Source organism: Planomicrobium sp. MB-3u-38 (assembly GCF_002836425.1).
Classification (GTDB): domain Bacteria; phylum Bacillota; class Bacilli; order Bacillales_A; family Planococcaceae; genus Planococcus; species Planococcus okeanokoites.
This window is the reverse complement of record NZ_PJBO01000034.1, coordinates 20306-40986: the sequence shown is the minus strand read 5'-3', so window position 1 is coordinate 40986 and position 20681 is coordinate 20306. Positions and strand designations below refer to the sequence as shown.

The 20681-nt window shown below is 46.4% G+C and carries 20 protein-coding genes; 14 read left to right on the top strand and 6 right to left on the bottom strand.

Features of this window, described 5'->3' with window-relative positions; all coding sequences use genetic code 11:
- Positions 1–15 precede the first annotated feature (15 nt).
- Positions 16–246 carry a hypothetical protein gene (locus CXF70_RS07635; RefSeq protein ID WP_084243114.1) on the bottom strand — a complete coding sequence of 77 codons (231 nt, stop codon included), beginning with the start codon at positions 244–246 and terminating at the stop codon, positions 16–18.
- Between the two features lie 265 nt (positions 247–511).
- Here CXF70_RS07635 and desA point away from each other — a divergent pair, with 265 nt between their 5' ends.
- The 3 genes from desA (at position 512) to CXF70_RS07620 (ending at position 3357) form a co-directional block, all read left to right on the top strand.
- Entirely contained in the window at positions 512–1534 is a 1023-nt protein-coding gene (gene desA / locus CXF70_RS07630) for a Delta(5) desaturase DesA (protein WP_084243113.1), read from the top strand.
- Positions 1535–1624: 90 nt separating this feature from the next.
- On the top strand, positions 1625–2761 hold the full coding sequence (locus CXF70_RS07625; protein WP_101802145.1) for a sensor histidine kinase: 1137 nt from the start codon (positions 1625–1627) through the stop codon (positions 2759–2761).
- Positions 2758–3357 carry a response regulator transcription factor gene (locus tag CXF70_RS07620; protein WP_084243111.1) on the top strand — a complete coding sequence of 200 codons (600 nt, stop codon included), beginning with the start codon at positions 2758–2760 and terminating at the stop codon, positions 3355–3357. Before CXF70_RS07625 ends, CXF70_RS07620 begins: the two co-directional genes overlap by 4 nt.
- A 38-nt stretch (positions 3358–3395) precedes the next feature.
- Here CXF70_RS07620 and CXF70_RS07615 read toward each other — a convergent pair whose 3' ends face one another.
- Complete coding sequence (locus tag CXF70_RS07615; protein ID WP_084243110.1) at positions 3396–3761, bottom strand: DUF2188 domain-containing protein; 366 nt, start codon at positions 3759–3761, stop codon at positions 3396–3398.
- Positions 3762–3870: 109 nt separating this feature from the next.
- On the opposite strand from CXF70_RS07615, the gene putP reads away from it, so the two are divergent.
- Complete coding sequence (putP, locus tag CXF70_RS07610) at positions 3871–5391, top strand: sodium/proline symporter PutP (protein WP_101802144.1); 1521 nt, start codon at positions 3871–3873, stop codon at positions 5389–5391.
- A gap of 340 nt (positions 5392–5731) precedes the next feature.
- On the opposite strand, the gene CXF70_RS07605 is transcribed toward putP, so the two are convergent.
- On the bottom strand, positions 5732–7282 hold the full coding sequence (locus CXF70_RS07605; RefSeq protein WP_101802143.1) for a BCCT family transporter: 1551 nt from the start codon (positions 7280–7282) through the stop codon (positions 5732–5734).
- Between the two features lie 187 nt (positions 7283–7469).
- Between CXF70_RS07605 and CXF70_RS07600 the strand changes: the two genes are divergently transcribed.
- Together CXF70_RS07600 and hflX are read left to right on the top strand one after the other, a co-directional pair.
- A complete protein-coding gene (locus CXF70_RS07600; protein WP_101802142.1) occupies positions 7470–8174 on the top strand; it encodes a VOC family protein in 705 nt (234 codons plus the stop codon).
- Between the two features lie 88 nt (positions 8175–8262).
- Positions 8263–9534 carry a GTPase HflX gene (hflX, locus tag CXF70_RS07595; protein WP_101802141.1) on the top strand — a complete coding sequence of 424 codons (1272 nt, stop codon included), beginning with the start codon at positions 8263–8265 and terminating at the stop codon, positions 9532–9534.
- 260 nt (positions 9535–9794) lie between these two features.
- Here hflX and CXF70_RS07590 read toward each other — a convergent pair whose 3' ends face one another.
- Positions 9795–11513 (bottom strand): ABC transporter ATP-binding protein, encoded by a 1719-nt coding sequence (locus CXF70_RS07590; protein ID WP_101802140.1) that lies wholly within the window; start codon positions 11511–11513, stop codon positions 9795–9797.
- Positions 11514–11709: 196 nt separating this feature from the next.
- Between CXF70_RS07590 and CXF70_RS07585 the strand changes: the two genes are divergently transcribed.
- The 7 genes from CXF70_RS07585 to CXF70_RS07555 all read left to right on the top strand — a co-directional run bounded on the left by CXF70_RS07585 (position 11710) and on the right by CXF70_RS07555 (position 18090).
- Positions 11710–12573: a DUF6612 family protein gene (locus CXF70_RS07585; protein WP_101802139.1), complete on the top strand. Its 864-nt coding sequence runs from the start codon at positions 11710–11712 to the stop codon at positions 12571–12573.
- A 243-nt stretch (positions 12574–12816) separates the two neighbouring features.
- Positions 12817–13767 (top strand): ABC transporter permease, encoded by a 951-nt coding sequence (locus tag CXF70_RS07580; RefSeq protein WP_101802138.1) that lies wholly within the window; start codon positions 12817–12819, stop codon positions 13765–13767.
- On the top strand, positions 13760–14710 hold the full coding sequence (locus CXF70_RS07575; protein WP_101802137.1) for an iron chelate uptake ABC transporter family permease subunit: 951 nt from the start codon (positions 13760–13762) through the stop codon (positions 14708–14710). Before CXF70_RS07580 ends, CXF70_RS07575 begins: the two co-directional genes overlap by 8 nt.
- Entirely contained in the window at positions 14707–15468 is a 762-nt protein-coding gene (locus CXF70_RS07570; RefSeq protein WP_101802136.1) for an iron ABC transporter ATP-binding protein, read from the top strand. The genes CXF70_RS07575 and CXF70_RS07570 overlap by 4 nt, the downstream gene beginning before the upstream one ends.
- Before the next feature lie 21 nt (positions 15469–15489).
- Entirely contained in the window at positions 15490–16449 is a 960-nt protein-coding gene (locus tag CXF70_RS07565; RefSeq protein ID WP_101802135.1) for a siderophore ABC transporter substrate-binding protein, read from the top strand.
- Between the two features lie 304 nt (positions 16450–16753).
- Positions 16754–17056, top strand: coding sequence for an antibiotic biosynthesis monooxygenase family protein (locus CXF70_RS07560; RefSeq protein ID WP_101802134.1), 303 nt, complete (start codon positions 16754–16756; stop codon positions 17054–17056).
- A gap of 398 nt (positions 17057–17454) precedes the next feature.
- Positions 17455–18090 carry a phosphatase PAP2 family protein gene (locus tag CXF70_RS07555; protein ID WP_101802133.1) on the top strand — a complete coding sequence of 212 codons (636 nt, stop codon included), beginning with the start codon at positions 17455–17457 and terminating at the stop codon, positions 18088–18090.
- A 61-nt stretch (positions 18091–18151) separates the two neighbouring features.
- Here the strand turns inward: CXF70_RS07555 and CXF70_RS07550 are convergent, their stop codons facing one another.
- On the bottom strand, positions 18152–19435 hold the full coding sequence (locus CXF70_RS07550; protein ID WP_101802132.1) for an ammonium transporter: 1284 nt from the start codon (positions 19433–19435) through the stop codon (positions 18152–18154).
- A gap of 12 nt (positions 19436–19447) precedes the next feature.
- Positions 19448–19789: a P-II family nitrogen regulator gene (locus CXF70_RS07545; RefSeq protein WP_101802131.1), complete on the bottom strand. Its 342-nt coding sequence runs from the start codon at positions 19787–19789 to the stop codon at positions 19448–19450.
- 150 nt (positions 19790–19939) lie between these two features.
- Here CXF70_RS07545 and CXF70_RS07540 point away from each other — a divergent pair, with 150 nt between their 5' ends.
- Positions 19940–20584: a uracil-DNA glycosylase gene (locus CXF70_RS07540; protein ID WP_101802130.1), complete on the top strand. Its 645-nt coding sequence runs from the start codon at positions 19940–19942 to the stop codon at positions 20582–20584.
- The last annotated feature ends 97 nt before the right edge of the window (positions 20585–20681 follow it).

Sequence of the window (20681 nt, the reverse complement as noted above, 5' to 3'; positions counted from 1 at the left end):
TTCAGCTCTGCCTTTTTATTTCGCTAAAAAATCCTGCTCCTTTTTCGCGTCTTCCAGTCTCATCTGTTCCAGTTCCAACCGCAATTTTTGCGTTTCAATAACATAGTTTTCATGCTTAAGCTTTTCCAGCTCAACTTCGCTTTCGATCATCTTATGTTTCAGTTTGGTCTGCGTTTCCAAATGTGATGTGATGATCGCGGCTAACGGTATGGAAAAGATCATAATGACTGCAACCAGATAAATCATGGAATCCACCTCTTTCTTTAATGTGTAAAGGAGTTATCGTCTTTTAAGATTGCTGTTTGAAAGGTTTTGTCATGTCCAGTTTATGTATTCATATTAATCTTATAATACCCTGCTTATTTGGAAAGAAAACTCACGTGTAAGTGACATACATGACAAGTGTCATGTATAAATCCGTGCGTTTATGACTTATTCATACCTGATTCTTTCTTTATGATTAGGTCAATAAGTTATGCGGACTCCAAATGTCCGAATAAGGAGGAAAATCATGAGTAAAGAAAAAACAGCGCAACTCCGTAAATTCGTGAAACCTTTTGAGCAGGCAGATGTGAAAGCAAGCGTCCGTCAATTGGTCAATACCATACCTCCATTCATCCTGTTCTGGTTCCTTGCGTATCAGGCATTGGACGTGTCGATCTGGCTGAGCATTGCATCATCCATCGTAGCCGCAGGATTTGTAATCAGAACGTTCATCATTTTCCATGATTGTACACATGGATCTTTCTTTAAAAACAAAAAAGCGAATGCCATTGTAGGCACAATCACAGGCATTATGACATTATTCGCGTTTGAAAAGTGGAAACGCGAACATACAATTCACCATGCTTCAAGCGGCAACCTCGACAAACGGGGAGTCGGCGATATCTGGGTTATGACGATCGAGGAATATGTTGAAGCATCAAAATGGGAACGTTTCAAATACCGCATGTACCGTAATCCGCTGGTCATGTTTGGATTAGGGCCATTATTCCTTGTATTGATTTCGAGCCGTTTCAACCGCAAAGACGCTCGCAAAAAGGAACGCAACAATACTTACCTGATCAACATCTCATTAGTGGTGATTTATTCACTGCTGATTTGGGCAATCGGCTGGCAGGCATTCCTGATCGTCCAAGGCACGACAATGTTCGTAGCCGGAGCACTAGGCATCTGGCTGTTCTACGTACAGCATACATTTGAAGATTCGTATTTCGAAGATGAAAGCGAATGGGATTATGTAAAAGCTGCTGTGGAAGGAAGTTCGTATTACCAGCTTCCAAAAGTTTTGCAATGGGTGACAGGAAACATCGGATTCCACCATGTACATCACTTAAGCCCGCGTGTACCGAACTACAATTTGGAAAAAGCGCATGTTTCAACTCCGCCTCTTCACCAGGCGACAACGATTAACATTAAATCCAGTCTTAAATCACTGCGTTATAAAGTATATGACGCAAAAAATAAAACCTTTGTTACGTTTGGCGACATTAAACATCTTCTGGAGGATTCCAAGAAGACAGCTGCCAACTAAAGATTGAAAAGCCATTCCTCTCCGGAATGGTTTTTTCTTTGATTCAGTTTTTGGTATGATGGATAATAATAGCAATACGAGGAGGAGCTTATGCAAAGCTGGTATCAATTATTTCCGAAAAACCCATGGCTCAGCCTTTATGCTTGGGTGATTTTTTGTATTTTGCCTTTCTTTTTCATTTTCCGTTCGTCATCGGCAATCGAAATTTTTGTAGGCATCGCCCTGTTAGGGCTGTTCTTTTTGGCCTATCGCCTGTCTGTAAATTCGAGAACCGGTTTTGTCTATGTCTGGGTGAGCATGGAGATGGCGGTCAATATCGTCCTGACCTACCTGTTCGGCTATGTTTATCTGGCGATCTTCGTAGCGTTTTTCATTGGCAATATCCGCAATAAAATAGGCTTCTTCATCATTTATGGGATTCATATTGGCACCACGATCACGGCTGTGGCTTTTGGCATCGCCTTCCACAGCGTATTGTTCATGTCCCAATTGCCTTTCATTGTACTGACAATTCTCGGGGTCATCCTTTTGCCGTTCAACACATATAACCGCAATAAACGTGAAAAGCTGGAAGGGCAGCTGGAAGATGCAAACAAGCGTATTTCGCAATTGGTCATTATAGAAGAAAGGGAGCGCATCGCCCGGGATCTGCACGATACGCTCGGTCAAAAACTATCCTTGATGGGACTGAAAAGTGACTTGGCGAGCAAGCTGATTTACCGGGATCCGGAAGCTGCGCTGAATGAAATCAATGATGTCAGGCAAACAGCGCGTACGGCGTTGAAAGAAGTGCGTGAACTGGTGTCGGATATGCGAGGGACGAAATTGGAAGATGAATTGCTGCGGGTGCAGCAAATCCTGAAAGCCGCTGAAATCGATTTTGTGATGTACGGCAGCCCGAAACTTAAGAACACGCCTTTACTGGTGGAAAACGTCCTCAGCATGTGCCTGAAAGAAGCAGTTAATAATGTCGTCAAGCACAGCGGGGCCACAAGATGCATCATCCTTATCAAGCAAACACCGCAGGAAGTGCTGGTGCAGGTGCAGGATGATGGCGTCGGCTTGCCGGAAACCGGTGGATTCATGCAAGGCAATGGCTTGGCCGGAATGAGGGAGCGGCTTGAATTCATCAACGGCTCAGCGGATATAAAAGGTACTGAGGGGATGACTTTGAATATACGCGTCCCTAATGTAATTCTTCATAATTCCAAGGAGGAGATGGTATGATCCGAATCGTATTGGCTGAAGATCAGCGAATGATGCTTGGAGCTTTAGGCTCCCTGCTTGATCTTGAAGAAGATATGGAAGTGGTGGGGATGGCTGCGAACGGTCAGGAAGCAATCGACCTGGTAGCAGAGCTGAATCCGGATATATGCATCATGGATATCGAGATGCCATTGAAAAGCGGGTTGGATGCAGCTGAACATCTGAAAGAGCATCCCTGCAAAGTCATCATACTGACGACCTTTGCGCGTTCGGGTTATTTTGAACGTGCCAGAAACGCTGGAGTCAGCGGCTATCTGCTGAAAGACAGTCCGAGTGAAGATCTCGCCACATCGATCCGCAGCATCATGGCAGGGCGGCGCATTTATGCTCCTGAACTTGTAGATCTTGCTTATGCGGGTGACAATCCCCTGACAGAGAGGGAAAGAGAAGTGATGGAGCTGATCGCGCAAGGCCGCAGCACCAACGAAATCGCGAAAGAGATGTTTATCACATCGGGGACAGTACGGAACTACATCTCCACTATCCTTGATAAATTGGAAGTCAGTAACCGGATTGAAGCCATTTCGCGTTTCAAGGAAAAAGGCTGGTTTAAATGAAAAGCCGCTGTCAATTGACAGCGGCTTTTATAGTCGTTTTAATCTTCGTAGAGTGTGTCCTGAAGCTCACCGGAACTAGTATAGATATGGAGTTCACCGTGGTTCTTGGTGACATAGCGTTTTGCCTCATCCATGAGCTCCTCTTTGGTTTCTTCAATTAATATTGCTTTTTTACTGTCCTTTTTCTTCAATTGCCAGCCATCATCGTGGGAGCGGATTTCGTAAATGGGATGGTCCCCTTCCCCTTCCACATTTTTTTGAGCTTGAGCTGTGGCAATTGAAATTGCACGCCCCTCCTCATACCCATCTCTGAGGAGCGCATTAGCGATTTCAATTGCTTTGTTGCGTACATCAGCGTTCAAATTTTTGAATGAATCCGGATAATCGTCTTTATTCCATGGCACAATAATCGCCTCCTTGCCTCTCATTTCCCCATTTTAATAGGAAATAAAACAAATATTTACTGGTATTAAAGACTCAGGATGTTACAATGGTGTGGAAGGGGGAGATAAGATGTCAGATTTAACTTATCAAATCATAGCGCTAATTATTTACCTCATCGCTATGTTGTTCATCGGATGGTATGCTTATCGTAAAACCGTCAATTTGTCAGATTACATGCTGGGTGGCCGGGGTCTTGGACCTGCCGTAGCCGCACTCAGTGCAGGAGCATCCGATATGTCGGGATGGTTATTGCTCGGTCTTCCGGGTGCCATTTACGTAGGAGGCCTAGTGGAAGTTTGGATAGCGATCGGTTTGACGATCGGTGCCTATTTGAACTGGTATTTCGTAGCACCACGTTTACGTATTTATTCGCTTGTTACAAAAGATTCCATTACCATTCCAAGCTTTTTGGAAAACAGGTTAAGAGATTCTTCAAGATTATTAAGAATTGTTTCAGGCATAATCATTTTGATATTTTTCACTTTCTATGTTTCTTCAGGTATGGTGGCAGGAGGCGTATTCTTCGAAAGTTCATTCGGGCTGAGCTATCAGCTTGGGATGGTCATCGTAGCCGCAGTAGTTGTAGCTTATACATTATTCGGCGGATTTCTTGCCGTCAGTTATACTGACTTTGTCCAAGGAATCATGATGTTCCTGGCATTGATCGCAATCCCGTCCATCGGAATTTTTTCGACTGGCGGTTTTGAAGGAACTGCAGACAGCATTCGTGCAGTAGATCCGACTTTGCTTAACTTCACTACCGGTGTATCAGTTGTCGGTGTCATTTCAGCTGTAGCATGGGGACTTGGTTACTTTGGACAGCCCCACATCATCGTCCGTTTTATGGCGATCAAGACTTTGAAAGAAGTCCGTGTTGCTCGCCGCATCGGTATTGGCTGGATGATTCTGAGCCTTATCGGAGCTGTTTCAACAGCGCTTGTCGGTATCGCATATTTCCAGCAGAATCCAGGTGCTACACTGACGGATCCGGAAGCGGTATTCATCGCGCTTGGACAGATCCTGTTCCACCCGTTAATTGCCGGTTTGATGTTGGCGGCGGTGCTAGCGGCAATTATGAGTACAATATCTTCGCAATTGCTTGTAAGTTCTTCGGCACTGGTAGAAGATTTGTATAAAATCGCATTCAAAAAGAAAGTTTCAGATACAGTTGTAGTAAATCTTGGCCGTGCGGGTGTATTGATCGTAGCTTTGTTAGCTGCTGTACTTGCATGGGAAAAGAATGCAACCATCTTAGAACTGGTTGCTTACGCATGGGCAGGTTTCGGTGCCGCATTCGGTCCGCTGATCCTGTTGTCATTATTCTGGCGTAAGTTCACGAGCATGGGAGCACTCGCTGGCATGATCGTCGGTGCCGCAATTGTCATCATCTGGGATTTGGTAGGTACGACTCCAGAAGATGCTGGCGCAACAGCGACTACTAATTTCATCGGCAGTGTCTATGAAATCATTCCAGGATTCATCCTTTGTCTATTGGTTGCCTGGTTGGTGAGTCTTGTCACTTACAAACCGAACCCTGAGATTGAAACAGAGTTCGATGAAACTGTACGTTTGATCAATGAAGATAAGTAATTAGAAAAGCGACGGCACCCGTTAAGCTCTGAAAGGCATAAGACGATTTGGCGAAGCGGCATTTTTCCAGCCGCACAGCCAAAGTGGCTTATGACCCGAAGAGCTGGGTCGCCGGAGTCTGGACAAAGAAAAGCGGAAACGGCCGTTAAGCTCCGACAGGCTTAAGACGAACTTCCGAAGCGGCGTCTTTTGCCGCACAGGAAGGGCAGCTTAAGTCCGAGGAGTTGGCCGTTGGAGTCTGGACAAAGAAAAGCGACGGCACCCGTTAAGCCGGGCCGCATCTGACCACAAAAAAGCTCAACCCTTCCGTTTGGAAAGGGTTGAGCTTTTTTAATTTCTTTTATTTTCGCTGATCCTTGCGGGCTTCGCGTTCCATCTTTTTAAACTGGCGCAAATCCGATTTGCGAATCGGCGGTGTTTCATCGCGCAGCAGCTTCACGAACGACCATACCATGAGCAGGAGCAGCACGGTGAACGGCAGGGCCGAAATCAGGGAAGCGGTTTGCAGCGCTTCGAGTCCGCCTGAGTAAAGAAGGACTGCTGCAATGGCAGCCATCAATACGCCCCAGATCATTTTGAAAGCAGTTGGCGGATTCAGGCTTCCGTGGCTCGTCATGCTCGCCAGGATGTAAGTGGCGGAGTCAGCAGACGTTACCAGGAATGTAAAGATCAAAAGAATCGCGAGAATTGACATAATCGTAGTCAGTGGCAAGACACTGAAGGTCTGGAATAGCGCCGAAGTCAGGTTGTTATTGACCGCTTCCGCGATTCCTGTGCCGTTGTTCAAATCATAATACAAAGCGGTGCCGCCGAAGACGGCGATCCACACACATGCGATGGCTGGCGGAATGACCAGCACGCCGAGCACAAACTCGCGGATTGTGCGCCCGCGTGAAACGCGGGCAACGAAGGCGCCGACAAACGGCGACCAGGCGATGGCCCAGGCCCAGTAGAAGATGGTCCAGCCGCGGACCCATTCACCGTCCGCGTATGGTTCCATGCGCAGGCTGTACTGCACGAAGTTGGTGATGTAATCACCCAAAGCAAGAGTGAAGGTTTCCATGATAAACACAGTAGGGCCGGCGAAAAAGACGAATACCATCAGCACGAGGGCCAGGCCAAGATTCAAATTGCTGAGATAGGCGATGCCTTTATGCAGTCCGGTCGATGACGATAGCGTATAGGCGGCAAACATGACGCCGATGATGATCAATTGGATGGTGAATGAATTCTCGATGCCGAAGACGGCGTTCAACCCGCCGTTCATCTGCAGGACACCGAGTCCCAGAGATGTGGCAATCCCCATGACGGTTGCGATGACGGCCAGGGAATCGATGGATTGCTTGATCAGTGGTTTTGAACCGGTCACCGGCTCAAGGGCGGTCGAAACCAATCCGGATTTTTTCTTCCGGAACTGCAGAAAGCCGATGACGAGTCCGACAATGGCGAACACGGACCACTGGCTGACGCCCCAGTGGAAGAAGGAATAGCCCATTGCGATGCGGGCCGCTTCCGGCGTTTGCGCTTCATTGCCAAAAGGGGTGGTGAAGAAATGGCTCATCGGTTCAGCGACGCCCCAAAACACAAGGCCTGCACCGAAACCGGCTGAAAACAGCATGCCAATCCAGGTGAAAAAGGGAAATTCGGGGCGATCCGTATCTGCCCCAAGGCGGATATTGCCGTATTTGCTGATGGATATAAAGATGAGGAAGAGGGTAATGATGAATACAGCAAGCAGGTAGAACCATCCGAAGTTATTGGTGGTAAAGTTGAAAAGCGTGTCGGATACTGATTGGAATTGTTCGTTGGCGAGTGCGCCGAGCACCACCAGCAACAGAATCACGGCTGTTGAAACCAGAAAAACGGGATTTGTCCATAATTTTTTGTCCATGTCGACCTCCTGAGTTAATGAAAAGATATTTTCTATATACCCCAGCCTATCGAAAATAACGCTTGAAAACCACCCATATGGCAAGAAAGGTGGTATATCGCCCAAATCGATGGACAGGAATCAGCCGGAAGGTTTTTAACTGAACATGGCGAAAGCTTATAGTAACAGCGTAAAGGGAGTGGAAACGATGAAATTTGATCACGTCATACATTTTATAGAAGAAACACCGGAACAGGCAGTCGAATTTTGGCAACAAAAAAATCAGCATGCAGTAATTGGCGGACGCCATGAGAACTGGGGAACCCGGAACGCCTTAAGGTATGGCAAAGACAGTTATATTGAATGGCTGTCACTGGAGAACCGGCGAATTGCTGAATCCGCTTCCCATCCGTTGACGAAATTATTGCTTCATAATGGAGCTGGTTTTGGCACCGTGTGTTTCCGCGTTGAATCCATTGAAGACCTGGAAGAGCGCTTAACGGCAGAAGGCTTTCAGACAAGTGGAATTCTAGACGGCAGCCGGCGGACAACGGAAGGGAAACTTATTGAGTGGAAAATGCTGTTCATCGATGAGGAATTTTCGGACCGCCTGCCGAACCCCTTCTTCATTGAATGGAGTGAAAGGGATGATGAGCGATACGCGGGACTGCGTGCTGTGGGCGCTATTGCCCCGGCAGATGAAAACCGGACATTGCAGCGCTGTATATTTGGAGTGGATGATGAAAAGGCAGCGGTCAAAAAGTGGAAAAAACTTCTTGGTGGCAACCTGCAATTGGCGAATTGCCTGATAGAATTCCGTAAGCGGACGGGACAGAAAGAACGGCTGGAAGAAGTCCATTATCAAAATGGTAAAGAACAGATAGTATACGAAAAAGGAATTTACCTGGTTTAACGGGCTGAATTTAAAGACCCTGACTCATGTGATAAGATGGGAAGAACAGAATCTGCATCGCAGAGCGGCTGTAAAGGAGAATGTGCATATGGATACATTGATTGAAAAAGCGGTACTTGTCGGTGTTCAGCTTCAGAAAGACACTCATTTCGATTACGAAATGGATGAACTGAAAAATCTGGCGGAAGCCTGCAACGTCGAAGTGCTCGGTGAAATTACCCAAAACCTGGAGCGTATTAACCCGTCCCATTATGTCGGGAAAGGGAAAGTCGATGAACTCAAAGCATTCTATGAGGAAACTGAAGCGAATCTCATCATATTCAATGATGAATTATCTCCTTCCCAAATCCGGAATCTCGAGGAAGATCTGGAATGCAAGGTCATCGACCGCACCATGCTGATCCTTGATATTTTCTCGCGCCGCGCGAAAACACGTGAAGCGCAGGTGCAGGTGGAATTGGCTCAATTGCAATACATGATGCCAAGGCTGATCGGACTTCGCGCTTCGCTTGGCCGCCAAGGCGGCAGCAGCAGCGGGGGAGTCGCGAACCGCGGTGCCGGTGAAACGAAACTTGAACTTGACCGCCGGAAAATTGAAGACCAGATCTCCAAACTTCATAAGGAACTTGAGCATATCAAAGACCAGCGTGTGACCCAGCGCAAACAGCGCACGAAAAAAGGCATGCCGGTCGTGTCGCTTGTCGGCTATACGAATGCCGGGAAATCTACTGTAATGAATGAATTGCTTAAGAAAACGAGACAGCAGGAAGATAAGCAGGTATTTGAAAAAGACATGCTTTTCGCTACATTGGAAACTTCTGTCCGCCAGATTTTGCTTAATGATAATAAGAGCTTCCTCCTTACCGATACGGTAGGGTTTGTCAGCAAACTGCCGCATCACTTGGTGCGCGCGTTCCGTTCGACGCTTGAAGAAGCGCGCAATGCCGATTTGCTGCTCCATGTCGTTGACGTTTCCCACGAGGAACATCGCCACATGATGGATGTCACCAACCGGACGCTCCACGAAGTGGGGGTTGAAAACATACCAACGATATATGTCTATAATAAATCAGATCTTGCCGGTATCCCGCATCCACGGACAAACGGGGACGGGCTCTGGATTTCGGCGAAAAACGATAGGGGCCTTGATGAACTGCTGGCAATGGTCAAACAGCGCATTTTCGCCGATTACGTGACTTGCCGGATGGTCATTCCATTCGACCGCGGTGATGTAGTCGCCTACCTGAACGAGACAGCCACCATCCGGGAAACGGAGTATGAAGAAGAAGGCACTTCGCTGCGGGTGGAACTTAGCCGGGCGGATTACGACCGCTACCAGGAGTTCGTTGTAGGGAAATGAAAACGAAAAAGCAGGCTTCCGCACGCGGAAGTCTGCTTTTGTTTTGATTGATTTTTGAAATACGCCCAACTTCAAAGGGAATACGCCCAACCAGCAAAAAAGCGCGACCGGAAGGACCGGTCGCACTGTCGCTGTTCTTCATTGTCCAGACTCCGGCGACCCAGCTCTTCGGGTCATAAGCCAGCCTAGCTGCGCGGTCAGGACCGCTGCGCTATTCTGTCTTATGCCTTTCAGAGCTTAACGGGTGCCGTCGCTTTTCTTCATTGCTGAAACTGGATCCTGTGCAGGTTTGCAAAGATGCCATCGTGTTCAAGGAGTTCGCTGTAGCCGCCTTGTTCCGCAATGCCGTCTTCTGTTACGACGATGACACGGTCCGCGTCGCGTATCGTTGCCAGTCTATGGGCGATGATCAAAGTGGTGCGGTTTTCGGCAAGCTCAGAGAGAGCCAGTTGGATTACGCGTTCAGTTTCCGTATCCAGCGCGGAAGTCGCTTCGTCCAAAATCAGGATCGGTGGATTTTTCAGGAACATGCGCGCAATGGCAAGCCGTTGTTTCTGGCCGCCTGATAATTTCAGTCCGCGTTCACCGATCTGGGTTTCGTAGCCCTCCGGTAATTTATTGACGAAGTCTTCAAGATGGGCTTTGCGGGCCGCGGCAAGAATCTCTTCATCACTCGCGCCTTGTCTGCCGTATGCGATATTCTCGCGGATTGTACCTGTGAACAGGAAAACGTCCTGCTGCACGATGCCGATATGGGAACGCAAGGAATGCTTGGTCATATCCCGGATATCGATTCCATCAATGGCGATCGAGCCTTGCTGGATGTCATAAAAGCGCGGGATCAATGAACAGATGGTCGTCTTGCCGGCGCCTGATGGGCCTACAAAAGCGATCGTTTCGCCTGCGCGCAGGTTCAAATCGATGCCGTTGAGCACTTTTTTATGTTCGTCATAGCCGAAATGGACATTATCGAAAGTGATATTGCCCTGCAAACCTGTAATCGGCTTGGCGCCTTTCTTATCGACGATATCGGGATCCTGATCAATCAGTTCGCGGAAGCGGCTGAAGCCGGCCATTCCTTTCGGATACAGTTCAAGCAGCGCGCTGATTTTATCGATCGGCTTGATCAGTACATTCAGGAACAGCACGAAACTGACGAGTTCACCATAGCTTAATTCGCCTTGATAATTCAGCCATGCGCCGTAAACCAGGACGATCAATGTCAAAAGACGTGTCATCATGTAGATGCTGGAATGGGTTGCAGCCATCACTTTATAAGCGACAAGCTTGGCAAGGCGGAAACTGCCGTTGTCTTTTTTGAAACGGTTGATTTCAAATTCTTCATTGGTGAAGGATTGCACGACGCGGGCGCCGGAAACACTGTCTTCCACCCGTCCGTTGACATCGGCGATTTTGCCATACATATTGCTCCATGCCGAATTCATCTTGATGTTGCAATAAGTGATCAGCCAAATCAGGAATGGCACTACAATCAGTGTAACAAGAGCCAATTTCGGATTGATCCAGAACATGATGCCGAAAGCGCCAAAGAACGTCATGATGGCGATGAAGAAATCTTCGGGACCATGATGGGCAAGTTCGCCGATATCAAATAAGTCATTGGTGATGCGGCTCATGATATGGCCGGTTTTAATATTGTCGAAAAAGCGGAAAGACTGCCGCTGTACGTGAGTAAAAAGTTCTTCACGCATATCGGTTTCAATATTGATGCCGAGCTTGTGTCCGAGAAAGCTGACGACATACTGCAGGAAAGTGCTGAGCAGGAATACGGCCAGCAAAAGAATACTTACGGTAACGATAGTGCTCCATTCACCGCTCGGCAATAATTCATCGATAAAATATTGGACGGCTACCGGAAAAGCCAATTCCAAAATCGCAACAATCACAGCACTCGTGAAATCGACGATAAACAGACGTTTATGCGGTTTGTAGTACTTGAAAAAATGTTTTAAATTCAAAAAATTCACCTCTTGTGTTTATTTAACAGCCCGCAGAACGGGAATCTGAATGCTGAAATTTTTTCTCACAAAGAAAAGTATAGTCCAAATAAGGAAAATAAACGATTGAAATTTCGGAAATAGAATTATTTATTGAAACTTCCTGAGGTTTGCTTCGTATTATTCAGTAACACAGAAATTGGAAAGGATGAGCGATTTGAAGAAATGGATAGCTTATATGGGAGCGGGTGCCATTGCCCTGACTTTGGCTGGTTGCGGTGAATCGGCGGAACCGTCTGAAGAAACAGATCCGAATGAGACAAGCGATCTCACATTGGAAGAATTGTTTGCCGAAACGACTGCAGCATCTGAAGAAGCGAAAAGTTTTCACATGGATATGGTGACCAACCAGACCATGGCAATGGGGCCAGAAATGGATATGGACATGAAAATGGACGTTTCCATGGATATGACTGTCGAGCCACTGGCATTCTATCAAAAAGCCCAGTCCACTTTTGTCTCGGAAGGCATGGATGATATGCCGGCCATGGAAACAGAAATGTACTACACGGCTGATGGTCTCTTCAGTTACGATCCGATGATGGATATGTGGGTCAAATTGCCGGCGGATGAGATGGAAGATCTGGAGGCATTGATGATGATGGAGCAGCAATCAGGCGACCTGGCGGGTCAATTGGAACAGCTGGAAGCCTTTCAGGATGATTTCACATTCGAACAGACCGGAGATGAATTCGTTTTGACGCTGGACGCTGCGGGAGAAGAATACGAAAAGCTCATTACTGAAGAGATGGGCCAGATGCTTGGCGAACTTGACGTCGAAGCGCAGGAAATCATGGATGGCATGAATATCAATAAAATCTATTACGAGATTTTCATTGATAAAGAAACTTACCAGCCAAATACGATTAATATGACGATGGATTTTGACATGGAAATGGAAGGCGAGTCCGTAAATATCCAAAGCGATATGCAAGCGGAATACAGCAATTTCAATGGAATTGATGAGATTACTGTACCGGCAGAAGTAATTGAGAATGCCGAAGAAATGAATAGTTACTAAGAAAACGGTTCGAATGGCCGCGTGTCACACCATATACGGTGAGCACGCGGTCTTTTCTATTGCCTGGCAATTGTGGCAAAAGAACGACAAATGGTTTTTTCTCATCTAAATGAAAATAATTCTCATTTAATCGTTGACACTTAATTTCCAACTGCTATACTTAAATTTGTGAGAGAGTGATAATGATTATCACTATCATAATCAGTCAAGTAAGTTTTTACTGGACACGGATGAGGGTCAGTCATGAAAAAAAGATATTTAATACCAGCATTATTCATACTGTCTGTCATTTCGCTGTTTGTCGGAGTCAGCAGTATCAGTCCATTCGATCTGCTGGATTTCGGATCGGAAGAAACACAGATTTTCCTGATCAGCCGTCTGCCAAGGCTGGTTGCCATATTGCTGGCGGGTGCAGGGATGAGTATGGCAGGACTCATCATGCAGCAATTGAGCCGCAATAAATTTGTGTCACCAACGACAGCAGGTACGCTCGATGCTACAAGGCTCGGAATTCTCGTTTCAATGCTCATGTTCGCCAATGCGTCCATGATTGAGAAAATGGCTGTAGCTTTCGTATTTGCTTTAGCGGGTACATTCCTTTTTATGCAAATTCTCAACCGCATCAAATTCAAAGATGCGATTTTCATTCCATTGGTCGGTTTAATGTTCGGTAATATCCTTTCTTCCATTACAACGTTTTTCGCTTACCGAGCGGATGTGATCCAGAATATGTCCGCCTGGCTGCAGGGAGATTTTTCGATGGTCATGAAAGGGAGCTACGAGCTGCTCTATATCAGCGTCCCGGTGTTCATCATCGCCTATCTGTATGCCAACCGCTTTACAGTTGCCGGAATGGGTGAGGATTTCTCGAAGAACCTTGGACTGAAATACCGCAGCATCGTCAATATCGGCTTGGTCCTTGTGGCCCTCATAACGGCGACAGTCGTCTTAACAGTGGGCATCATCCCATTTCTTGGGTTGATCATCCCGAACATCGTCTCAATTTTCAAAGGCGACCATCTGCAGAAAACATTGCCGCATACAGCGATGCTCGGAGCTATCTTCTTGCTGATGTGCGATATTTTAGGAAGAGTTTTAATTTACCCGTATGAAATTTCAATCAGCCTGATGGTCGGTGTTATTGGAAGCTTCATCTTCCTCTTCTTATTGTTTAGGAGGAAGGCGTATGCGTGATTTACATAAGATGCTCATATTAATGGCCATGGCTCTGGTGGCTTGTGGTGTTTACCTGTTCCATGACCTGAATGGAAGTTTCGATTATGCACTGCCGAGACGCGGCGTCAAAGTATTCGCCATGGTGCTGACAGGAATAGCGATTGCCTATGCCACAGTGGTTTTTCAGACCATAACGCATAACCGGATCCTCACACCGAGTATCATGGGGCTCGATTCGCTTTACATGCTGCTCCAAACTTTGCTGATTTTCTTCCTGGGGTCCGATCACGTCAGCATCATGAACAGACAAGTCAATTTCATCTTATCAATAGCGGCCATGGTCGTTTTCGCTTTATTGTTCTATCATTTCCTATTTAAAAAAGGGAACCAGCCGATTTATTTCCTGTTATTGATCGGCATCATCTTCGGTACGTTTTTCGGAAGTATTTCAACCTTTTTGCAAGTCCTGATCGACCCGAATGAATTCCAGATTGTGCAGGACCAGATGTTTGCGAGCTTCAATAATGTCAATTCCGATCTGGTCTGGCTGTCTCTGCTGGTGATCATCATACTGGTCGCCTTTGCCTGGCGGCATAACGCGTCACTGGACGTATTATCACTGGGAAGGGATGCAGCGCTCAACCTGGGAGTCGATTATGATTCGCTTGTCCGCTACATGCTTATCCTGTCCGCGGTATTGATCGCAGTTGCCACAGCGCTGGTCGGACCGATTACGTTCTTCGGCTTGATCGTAGCGAACTTGTCCTATCAATTTTTCAGATCTTACAAACATTCAGTGTTGCTGTTGGGCGCCATCGTCATCAGTGTTCTCGCCTTGGTCGGCGGACAATGGGTAGTGGAGAGGCTCTTCACTTTCAACACGACGCTCAGCGTCATCATCAACTTCATCGGCGGAATTTACTTTATTTATCTACTATTAAAGGAGAGTCGGGCTAAATGATCCAAGTTCGTGAATTGAGCAAGCTTTACGGAAAAAAACAAGTCGTTGAAAATGTCTCTGTTGATATCCGGAGGGGCCAGATCACGTCTTTCATCGGTCCGAACGGAGCGGGGAAATCAACGCTTTTATCGATGGTCAGCCGGCTTCTGGATGCCGACACCGGTGAAGTTTTGATCGATTCGACTAATACGAAAAAGATGAAATCCAGTGAATTATCAAAAAGGGTATCGATTTTGAAACAGTCGAATTTCATGAATGTACGTTTGACGATACGCGAGTTGGTGTCATTTGGACGATTCCCTTATTCCAAGGGGCGCTTGAACGCAGAAGACGAAAGGATGGTCGATCAGGCAATTGCATACATGGATTTGGCTGAAATGGAGCATACCTATCTGGATGAACTGTCCGGCGGCCAGCGCCAGCGTGCATTCATCGCCATGGTCATAGCCCAGGATACGGATTACGTGCTTCTTGATGAGCCGTTGAACAACCTGGATATGAAACATTCAGTACAAATCATGAAAATTCTGCGCCGTCTTGTGGATGAGTTAGGCAAAACTGTCATCATCGTTTTGCACGACATCAATTTCGCTTCGGTCTATTCGGACCGGATTGTCGCGTTGAAAAATGGCCGTGTCGTAAAAGACGGGCCGACAGAAGAAATTATCCAAAGCGAAGCATTAAAAGAAATCTACGATATGGATATTCCAATTCAGCAGATGAACAATTGCCGGATTTGTGTGTATTTTAATTCTTAAAAAAGAGGAGCTCGACAAAAAATGAAAAAATTATTATTGATTGCCTTCACATTGATGATGGCTGCTTTCCTTGCAGCATGCGGGGCGGACGAAGAAGCGACGGATTCAAAAACAGCAGCGGCAGATACGAAAGAAGCCAGCACTGAAACGGTAACAGTTACTCATGAACTTGGAGAAACGACTTTCGATAAAAATCCTGAAAAAGTCGTCGTATTCGACTTCGGTATCCTTGATTCGATGGATAAACTGGGCATCGAAGCTGTAGCGGGTGTACCGCAGGCAAACATACCTTCATACCTTGAAAAATACGCTGACGCTGAGAAATATGAAAATGTCGGTACTTTAAAAGAAGCTGATTTTGAAGCGATCCATGCAATGGATCCGGATCTTATCATCATCTCTGGCCGTCAGGCCGCTATGTATGAAGAATTTACTGATATCGCGCCAACAATCCACTTGGGTGTGGATACGACGAAATACATGGAGTCATTTGAAAGCAATATGAACACGCTTGGTGAAATCTTCGGTAAAGAAGATGAAGTGAAAGAAGAACTGGCTGCAATTGAAACACAAATTGAAGAGGTTAAAGCAAGCGCAACAGATGAAAAAGCTTTGATCGTTCTGGCGAATGAAGGCAAAGTAAGTGCATACGGAGCGGCTTCGCGCTTCGGAATCATCCACGATGTTTTCGGTGTGGCACAAGCGGACGAAGGCATCGAAGCTTCCACTCACGGACAAAGCATTTCATTTGAATATATCCTTGAAACAAACCCGGATATGATGTTTGTCGTCGACCGCAACGCTGCAGTCGGTACAGATGCAAGTGCGAAAGACTCTCTTGAAAATGAATTGGTGCAAAAAACAACTGCTTATAAAGAAGATAAAATCATCTACCTTGATCCGGATTACTGGTACCTTTCTGGTGGCGGACTGCAATCTGTCAGCGAAATGGTTAAAGAAATCCAATCTGCATTCGAATAAGAGCGAACAATACTCAGCGGGCTGCTTACCGCTGAGTATTGTTTTAGCTAAATATATTTAATCGAATTAATAACATTTATATTCCGCTTCGACGAAGGGCGAGATCCACTCGGAGTTTATTCGTAAGTTAGCTCGAAGGCGAAAACCCTGCACCTGCATCGCTACGCTGCTTCGTCGCAAAGACTTAGCCTCGCAAGCGTCGGCTAATGTATTCGCAGCTGTTTTGCGGAATATCGACTACTAAAAAATTAGTTTAAATTGCAGAGGAAATATTTTCTGCATTTATGAATAGGGGGACACTATAATGTTCGTGCAAATGAAAACCTTTGTTGTAAAAGAAGGAACTTCGCAGATTGTGCTGGATCGTTTTGCGGGGGAGAATAAATTGGCGGAGCAGCCTGGGTTTATTGATCGTACAATCCTGAAAAAGGATGTTCGCCGCGGCGATGAAGAAGTGGTCCTTTATGTGCGATGGGAATCCAAAGAGGACTGGAAGAACTGGGAGAAGCACCCCGACCATATCGCTGGCCATAAAGCGAAAATCGGCAAGCCGAAACCAGACCACATTATTGAAGTCACCCAAAACACTTACCATGTACATGGATGAGCAAGCGAATAAAACACAAGGCGAACCGGATTTCCGATTCGCCTTTTTGTAATGAAATTTTTAGAAAGAATACATTCATTCCGCTCCACTTAATTCTCATTATTAAGGGCAGGATTACCTTTAAATCATGAACTTAAACCCTTATTCCATTTTAGAAAACAATCTGAGATATGAAGCAAAACAGCGAAGACAGGGTAGGGTGAACCCCCGTGCTCCTGCATCGCTGCGCTAGCTTCGTCGCAAAGACTTAGCCTCGCGCAGCTTCGGCTAATGTCTTCGAAGCTGTTTTGCGAAATATCGGTTTTACTCGATGCTAAGGAAGATCCGGTTCGCCTTTTTGTCTCAATAAATGATGCGGAAGTCCTTCTGTGATAAACTGAATATACTGAAGAAAGAGGGTGAAGGCTATCAAACGTCTATTCTACGCACTGGGAATGGCGACTTTGATCGGTTTTTTTGCAATCTTGATGAGTTATACGAACGATGGTTTTCAGGAACTTGATCTGCGTACGATGGAATGGCTCCATGGCAACGTTTTTCTGGATGCGTTGTCGGTTTTTGGAGAACGGTGGATGATTTTTATTGTCAGCTTGGGCTTGATGGTTTTCCTTTGGCTCAAAAGACAGAATTACAGGGGCATGCTATTTGTATTCCTGACAGTCGGTATCGGAAACGCATTGAGTCAGCTGATGGAATATTTCTTTACTGAGCAAAGAGCCGACCTTCCGAGAGGGCTTGAAACGTTCGGTTTTCCCTCGAGCCATGCAATGGTTGGGCTATTATACTTGTTCACAGCCGTTTATTTCATAACTGGCCTCATTCGCAATAATGGTGTCCGCTGGGCAATTTGGATCTTCACAACATTATTCGTTGCAGCTGTTGGCTTATCTCAAGTTGCAAGCGGACAGCATTTCTTTTCAGATGTGCTGGCTGGCTGGTTTATCGGCTATTCGCTGTTTGCAGCCGTAGCGGTTTGGTATGAGATGAGGGAGAGAAGTTTCAAAAAAGAAATTGAAGAAGAAAGTTTTGAATAAGTTGAAAAAAGGGCCGACCGCTATAGGGTCGCCCTTTTTCTGTTTCTTAAGTTCCCAATCTTCAGGATTTCTGGACTTCGGGATCATCGCCCAATTGATTCAAGCGGTGAGCGAAAGAGTTTTCCGGTGCTGCAAAATTTCCTTTTAATACACCCTGCATGGAATAAGCTTGTGAACCGTGTTCGGCAAAATCCAATCCGCTTTCTTCATCTTCCGCTGATACGCGCAGTGGGATAATGGCTCCTATCAGTAGCAAGCCTAGTCCAGTGGCAGCGGCGGTCCAGGCGACTACTGCCAGAACACCGAGTGTTTGGATGCCCAGAATCTCTGCACCGCCCCCGTAAAGAAGACCGCCGCTTGTGTCAAAGAGTCCGATTGCCAGTGTGCCCCAGATTCCGGCGATGCCGTGAACCGAAATTGCGCCGACGGGATCGTCGATGCGAATTTTTGTGTCGAGAAGGTGGATGGCCTCGGTCATGATGATGCCCGCAATCAGGCCGATGGCGATTGCTCCGATAAATGAGACATTGGCTGCGCCGGCAGTTATGCCGACGAGACCGCCAAGTGCACCGTTCAAAGTCAGCGATGGATCAATTCTGCCGTAGCGCAAACGGGTGTAACCCGCTGTCGCCAGTACGCCGGCGGATGCGGCAAGAAGCGTGTTGGCGATGACTGGCGGCACGAGTGCCGGATCTGCAGCCAATGTGCTTCCGCCATTGAATCCGAACCAGCCAAGCCAAAGGATGAAAACGCCCAAAGCGCCTAAAGGAATATTGTGGCCGGGAATGGAATTGACAATTTTGCCGCTGTATTTGCCGATCCGTGGACCGATTTTCCAGGCAGTAACAAAAGCTGCAACAGCTCCGGTCAAGTGAACTACAGTCGAACCGGCAAAATCGATAAAGCCGATTTCAGCCAGCCAGCCGCCGCCCCAAACCCAGTGGCCGACTATCGGATAGATGATCGCTGTCATGGCGACTGTCAATAAAATATAGGCGCCGAGATTCATGCGTTCGGCTACGGCGCCGGAAATAATCGTTGCGCAAGTTGCGGCGAACACCGCCTGGAACACGAAGAAGCCGACGTCTTCACGCCCGAGCATCGCAAATCCTTCGGTGCCGATCAAACCGAAAGCGGAAGTTCCGAACATTAAAGCGAAGCCGATGATGAAATATAAAATAGAGCCAAGTGAAACGGTGATCAGATTTTTCATTAAAATATTCAATGTGTTTTTAGAGCGCGTAAAGCCGGTCTCCACCATGGCAAAGCCTGCATGCATAAAGAACACGAGCATGGCTCCGAGCATCACCCAAATCATATCTACTGAACTTTGAACTGCTTCCATCCAATCTCCTCCTTATCCGATCGCGACTCTGCCGCGTTCTTTCGTTCGTATTCTGATCGCTTCCTCCACTGGGTAGATGAATATCTTTCCGTCACCGACTTCGCCTGTGCCTGCATATTCAAGTATTGCTTCAATAATAGCTTCGACTTTAGCATCTTCCACCACCATTTCCAGTTTCAGCTTTGGTGAAAATTCCATTTTATAAGGATTTCCGCGAAACATGCCGATGCGCCCTTCCTGTTTGCCGATGCCGGCAATTTCAGTGACGGTCAGGCCATCAATACCTTCAAGAGCCAAAGCTTGCCGAACATTTTCAAAGACGGTCGGTCGAATAATTGTCTCGATTTTCTTCATATTCTTCTCCTCCTTTTTCATAATCTTCTAACTAATGTTAGGTTTCTTAACATATTATATAAATATTTCTGATAAATCAAGTTTTAATTTAAATTAACGTTAGGAAAGTTAACATAATGGATATGATAAAATGAAATTGAGGTGATTCTTATGTATAAAATCAGTGAAGAACTTGTCGCTCTTGGATTGAAGCGAATAGAAGGCTTTCCAGTGGAAGGGTTTGTCAGAGGCAGCGGCCCCTTGAAGCCGGCAGTCATGCTTGTAGGGGAAGCTCCTGGTGAAAATGAGCTGGAAACCGGCATCCCTTTTACAGGCAGAGCAGGAAAAGAATTGATGGAGTCTTTATCGAGTGTCGGCCTGAGCCGGGATGATGTCTATATAACAAGTGCTGTAAGAAGCCGGCCCTATAAATGGGGAACGAAGAAAAAGCGGAACGGGGAAACTGTAGAAAGAAAATACAATCGTGCACCGACGAAGAAAGAGATTATCGCCCATGCGCCGATTCTCGATACGGAAATAAGCGATATCCAGCCGCCATTGATTGTGACTTTGGGCAATGTCGGCCTGCAACGCCTGATCGGCTCTCAGGCAAAAGTGACAGAATTGCATGGCGTGCTTTTGGAAACGCCAATCTTAAGGTGGGATGAAGAAAAAGGGGCTTTCAAGGAAACCATGGAGAATTACCACATTTTCCCCACTTTCCATCCGGCAAGTGTTTTTTATAATCCGCCTGTACGCTATTTAAAAGAAGACGATTGGCGGAAACTGGGTGAAATTCTTAAGTTGAAAAGATGAAGGAATAGTCGAATATCTTTCTTTGTTAAAAAATGTTGCACTAAGGAAACTTTAGGCGTACAATAACCATATTCAGCAGAAGTGGAAGGAAGTCATG

Excerpts from the sequence above, each read along its gene's own strand:
- CXF70_RS07600 (WP_101802142.1), top strand. The coding sequence starts at position 7,470 with ATGAAATTTGATCACGTCATACATTTTATAGAAGAAACACCGGAACAG.
- CXF70_RS07635 (WP_084243114.1), bottom strand. The coding sequence starts at position 246 with ATGATTTATCTGGTTGCAGTCATTATGATCTTTTCCATACCGTTAGCC.
- putP (WP_101802144.1), top strand. The coding sequence starts at position 3,871 with ATGTCAGATTTAACTTATCAAATCATAGCGCTAATTATTTACCTCATC.
- CXF70_RS07565 (WP_101802135.1), top strand. The coding sequence starts at position 15,490 with ATGAAAAAATTATTATTGATTGCCTTCACATTGATGATGGCTGCTTTC.
- CXF70_RS07560 (WP_101802134.1), top strand. The coding sequence starts at position 16,754 with ATGTTCGTGCAAATGAAAACCTTTGTTGTAAAAGAAGGAACTTCGCAG.
- CXF70_RS07540 (WP_101802130.1), top strand. The coding sequence starts at position 19,940 with ATGTATAAAATCAGTGAAGAACTTGTCGCTCTTGGATTGAAGCGAATA.
- hflX (WP_101802141.1), top strand. The coding sequence starts at position 8,263 with ATGGATACATTGATTGAAAAAGCGGTACTTGTCGGTGTTCAGCTTCAG.
- desA (WP_084243113.1), top strand. The coding sequence starts at position 512 with ATGAGTAAAGAAAAAACAGCGCAACTCCGTAAATTCGTGAAACCTTTT.
- CXF70_RS07550 (WP_101802132.1), bottom strand. The coding sequence starts at position 19,435 with ATGGAAGCAGTTCAAAGTTCAGTAGATATGATTTGGGTGATGCTCGGA.
- CXF70_RS07545 (WP_101802131.1), bottom strand. The coding sequence starts at position 19,789 with ATGAAGAAAATCGAGACAATTATTCGACCGACCGTCTTTGAAAATGTT.
- CXF70_RS07605 (WP_101802143.1), bottom strand. The coding sequence starts at position 7,282 with ATGGACAAAAAATTATGGACAAATCCCGTTTTTCTGGTTTCAACAGCC.
- CXF70_RS07570 (WP_101802136.1), top strand. The coding sequence starts at position 14,707 with ATGATCCAAGTTCGTGAATTGAGCAAGCTTTACGGAAAAAAACAAGTC.
- CXF70_RS07620 (WP_084243111.1), top strand. The coding sequence starts at position 2,758 with ATGATCCGAATCGTATTGGCTGAAGATCAGCGAATGATGCTTGGAGCT.
- CXF70_RS07575 (WP_101802137.1), top strand. The coding sequence starts at position 13,760 with ATGCGTGATTTACATAAGATGCTCATATTAATGGCCATGGCTCTGGTG.
- CXF70_RS07580 (WP_101802138.1), top strand. The coding sequence starts at position 12,817 with ATGAAAAAAAGATATTTAATACCAGCATTATTCATACTGTCTGTCATT.
- CXF70_RS07625 (WP_101802145.1), top strand. The coding sequence starts at position 1,625 with ATGCAAAGCTGGTATCAATTATTTCCGAAAAACCCATGGCTCAGCCTT.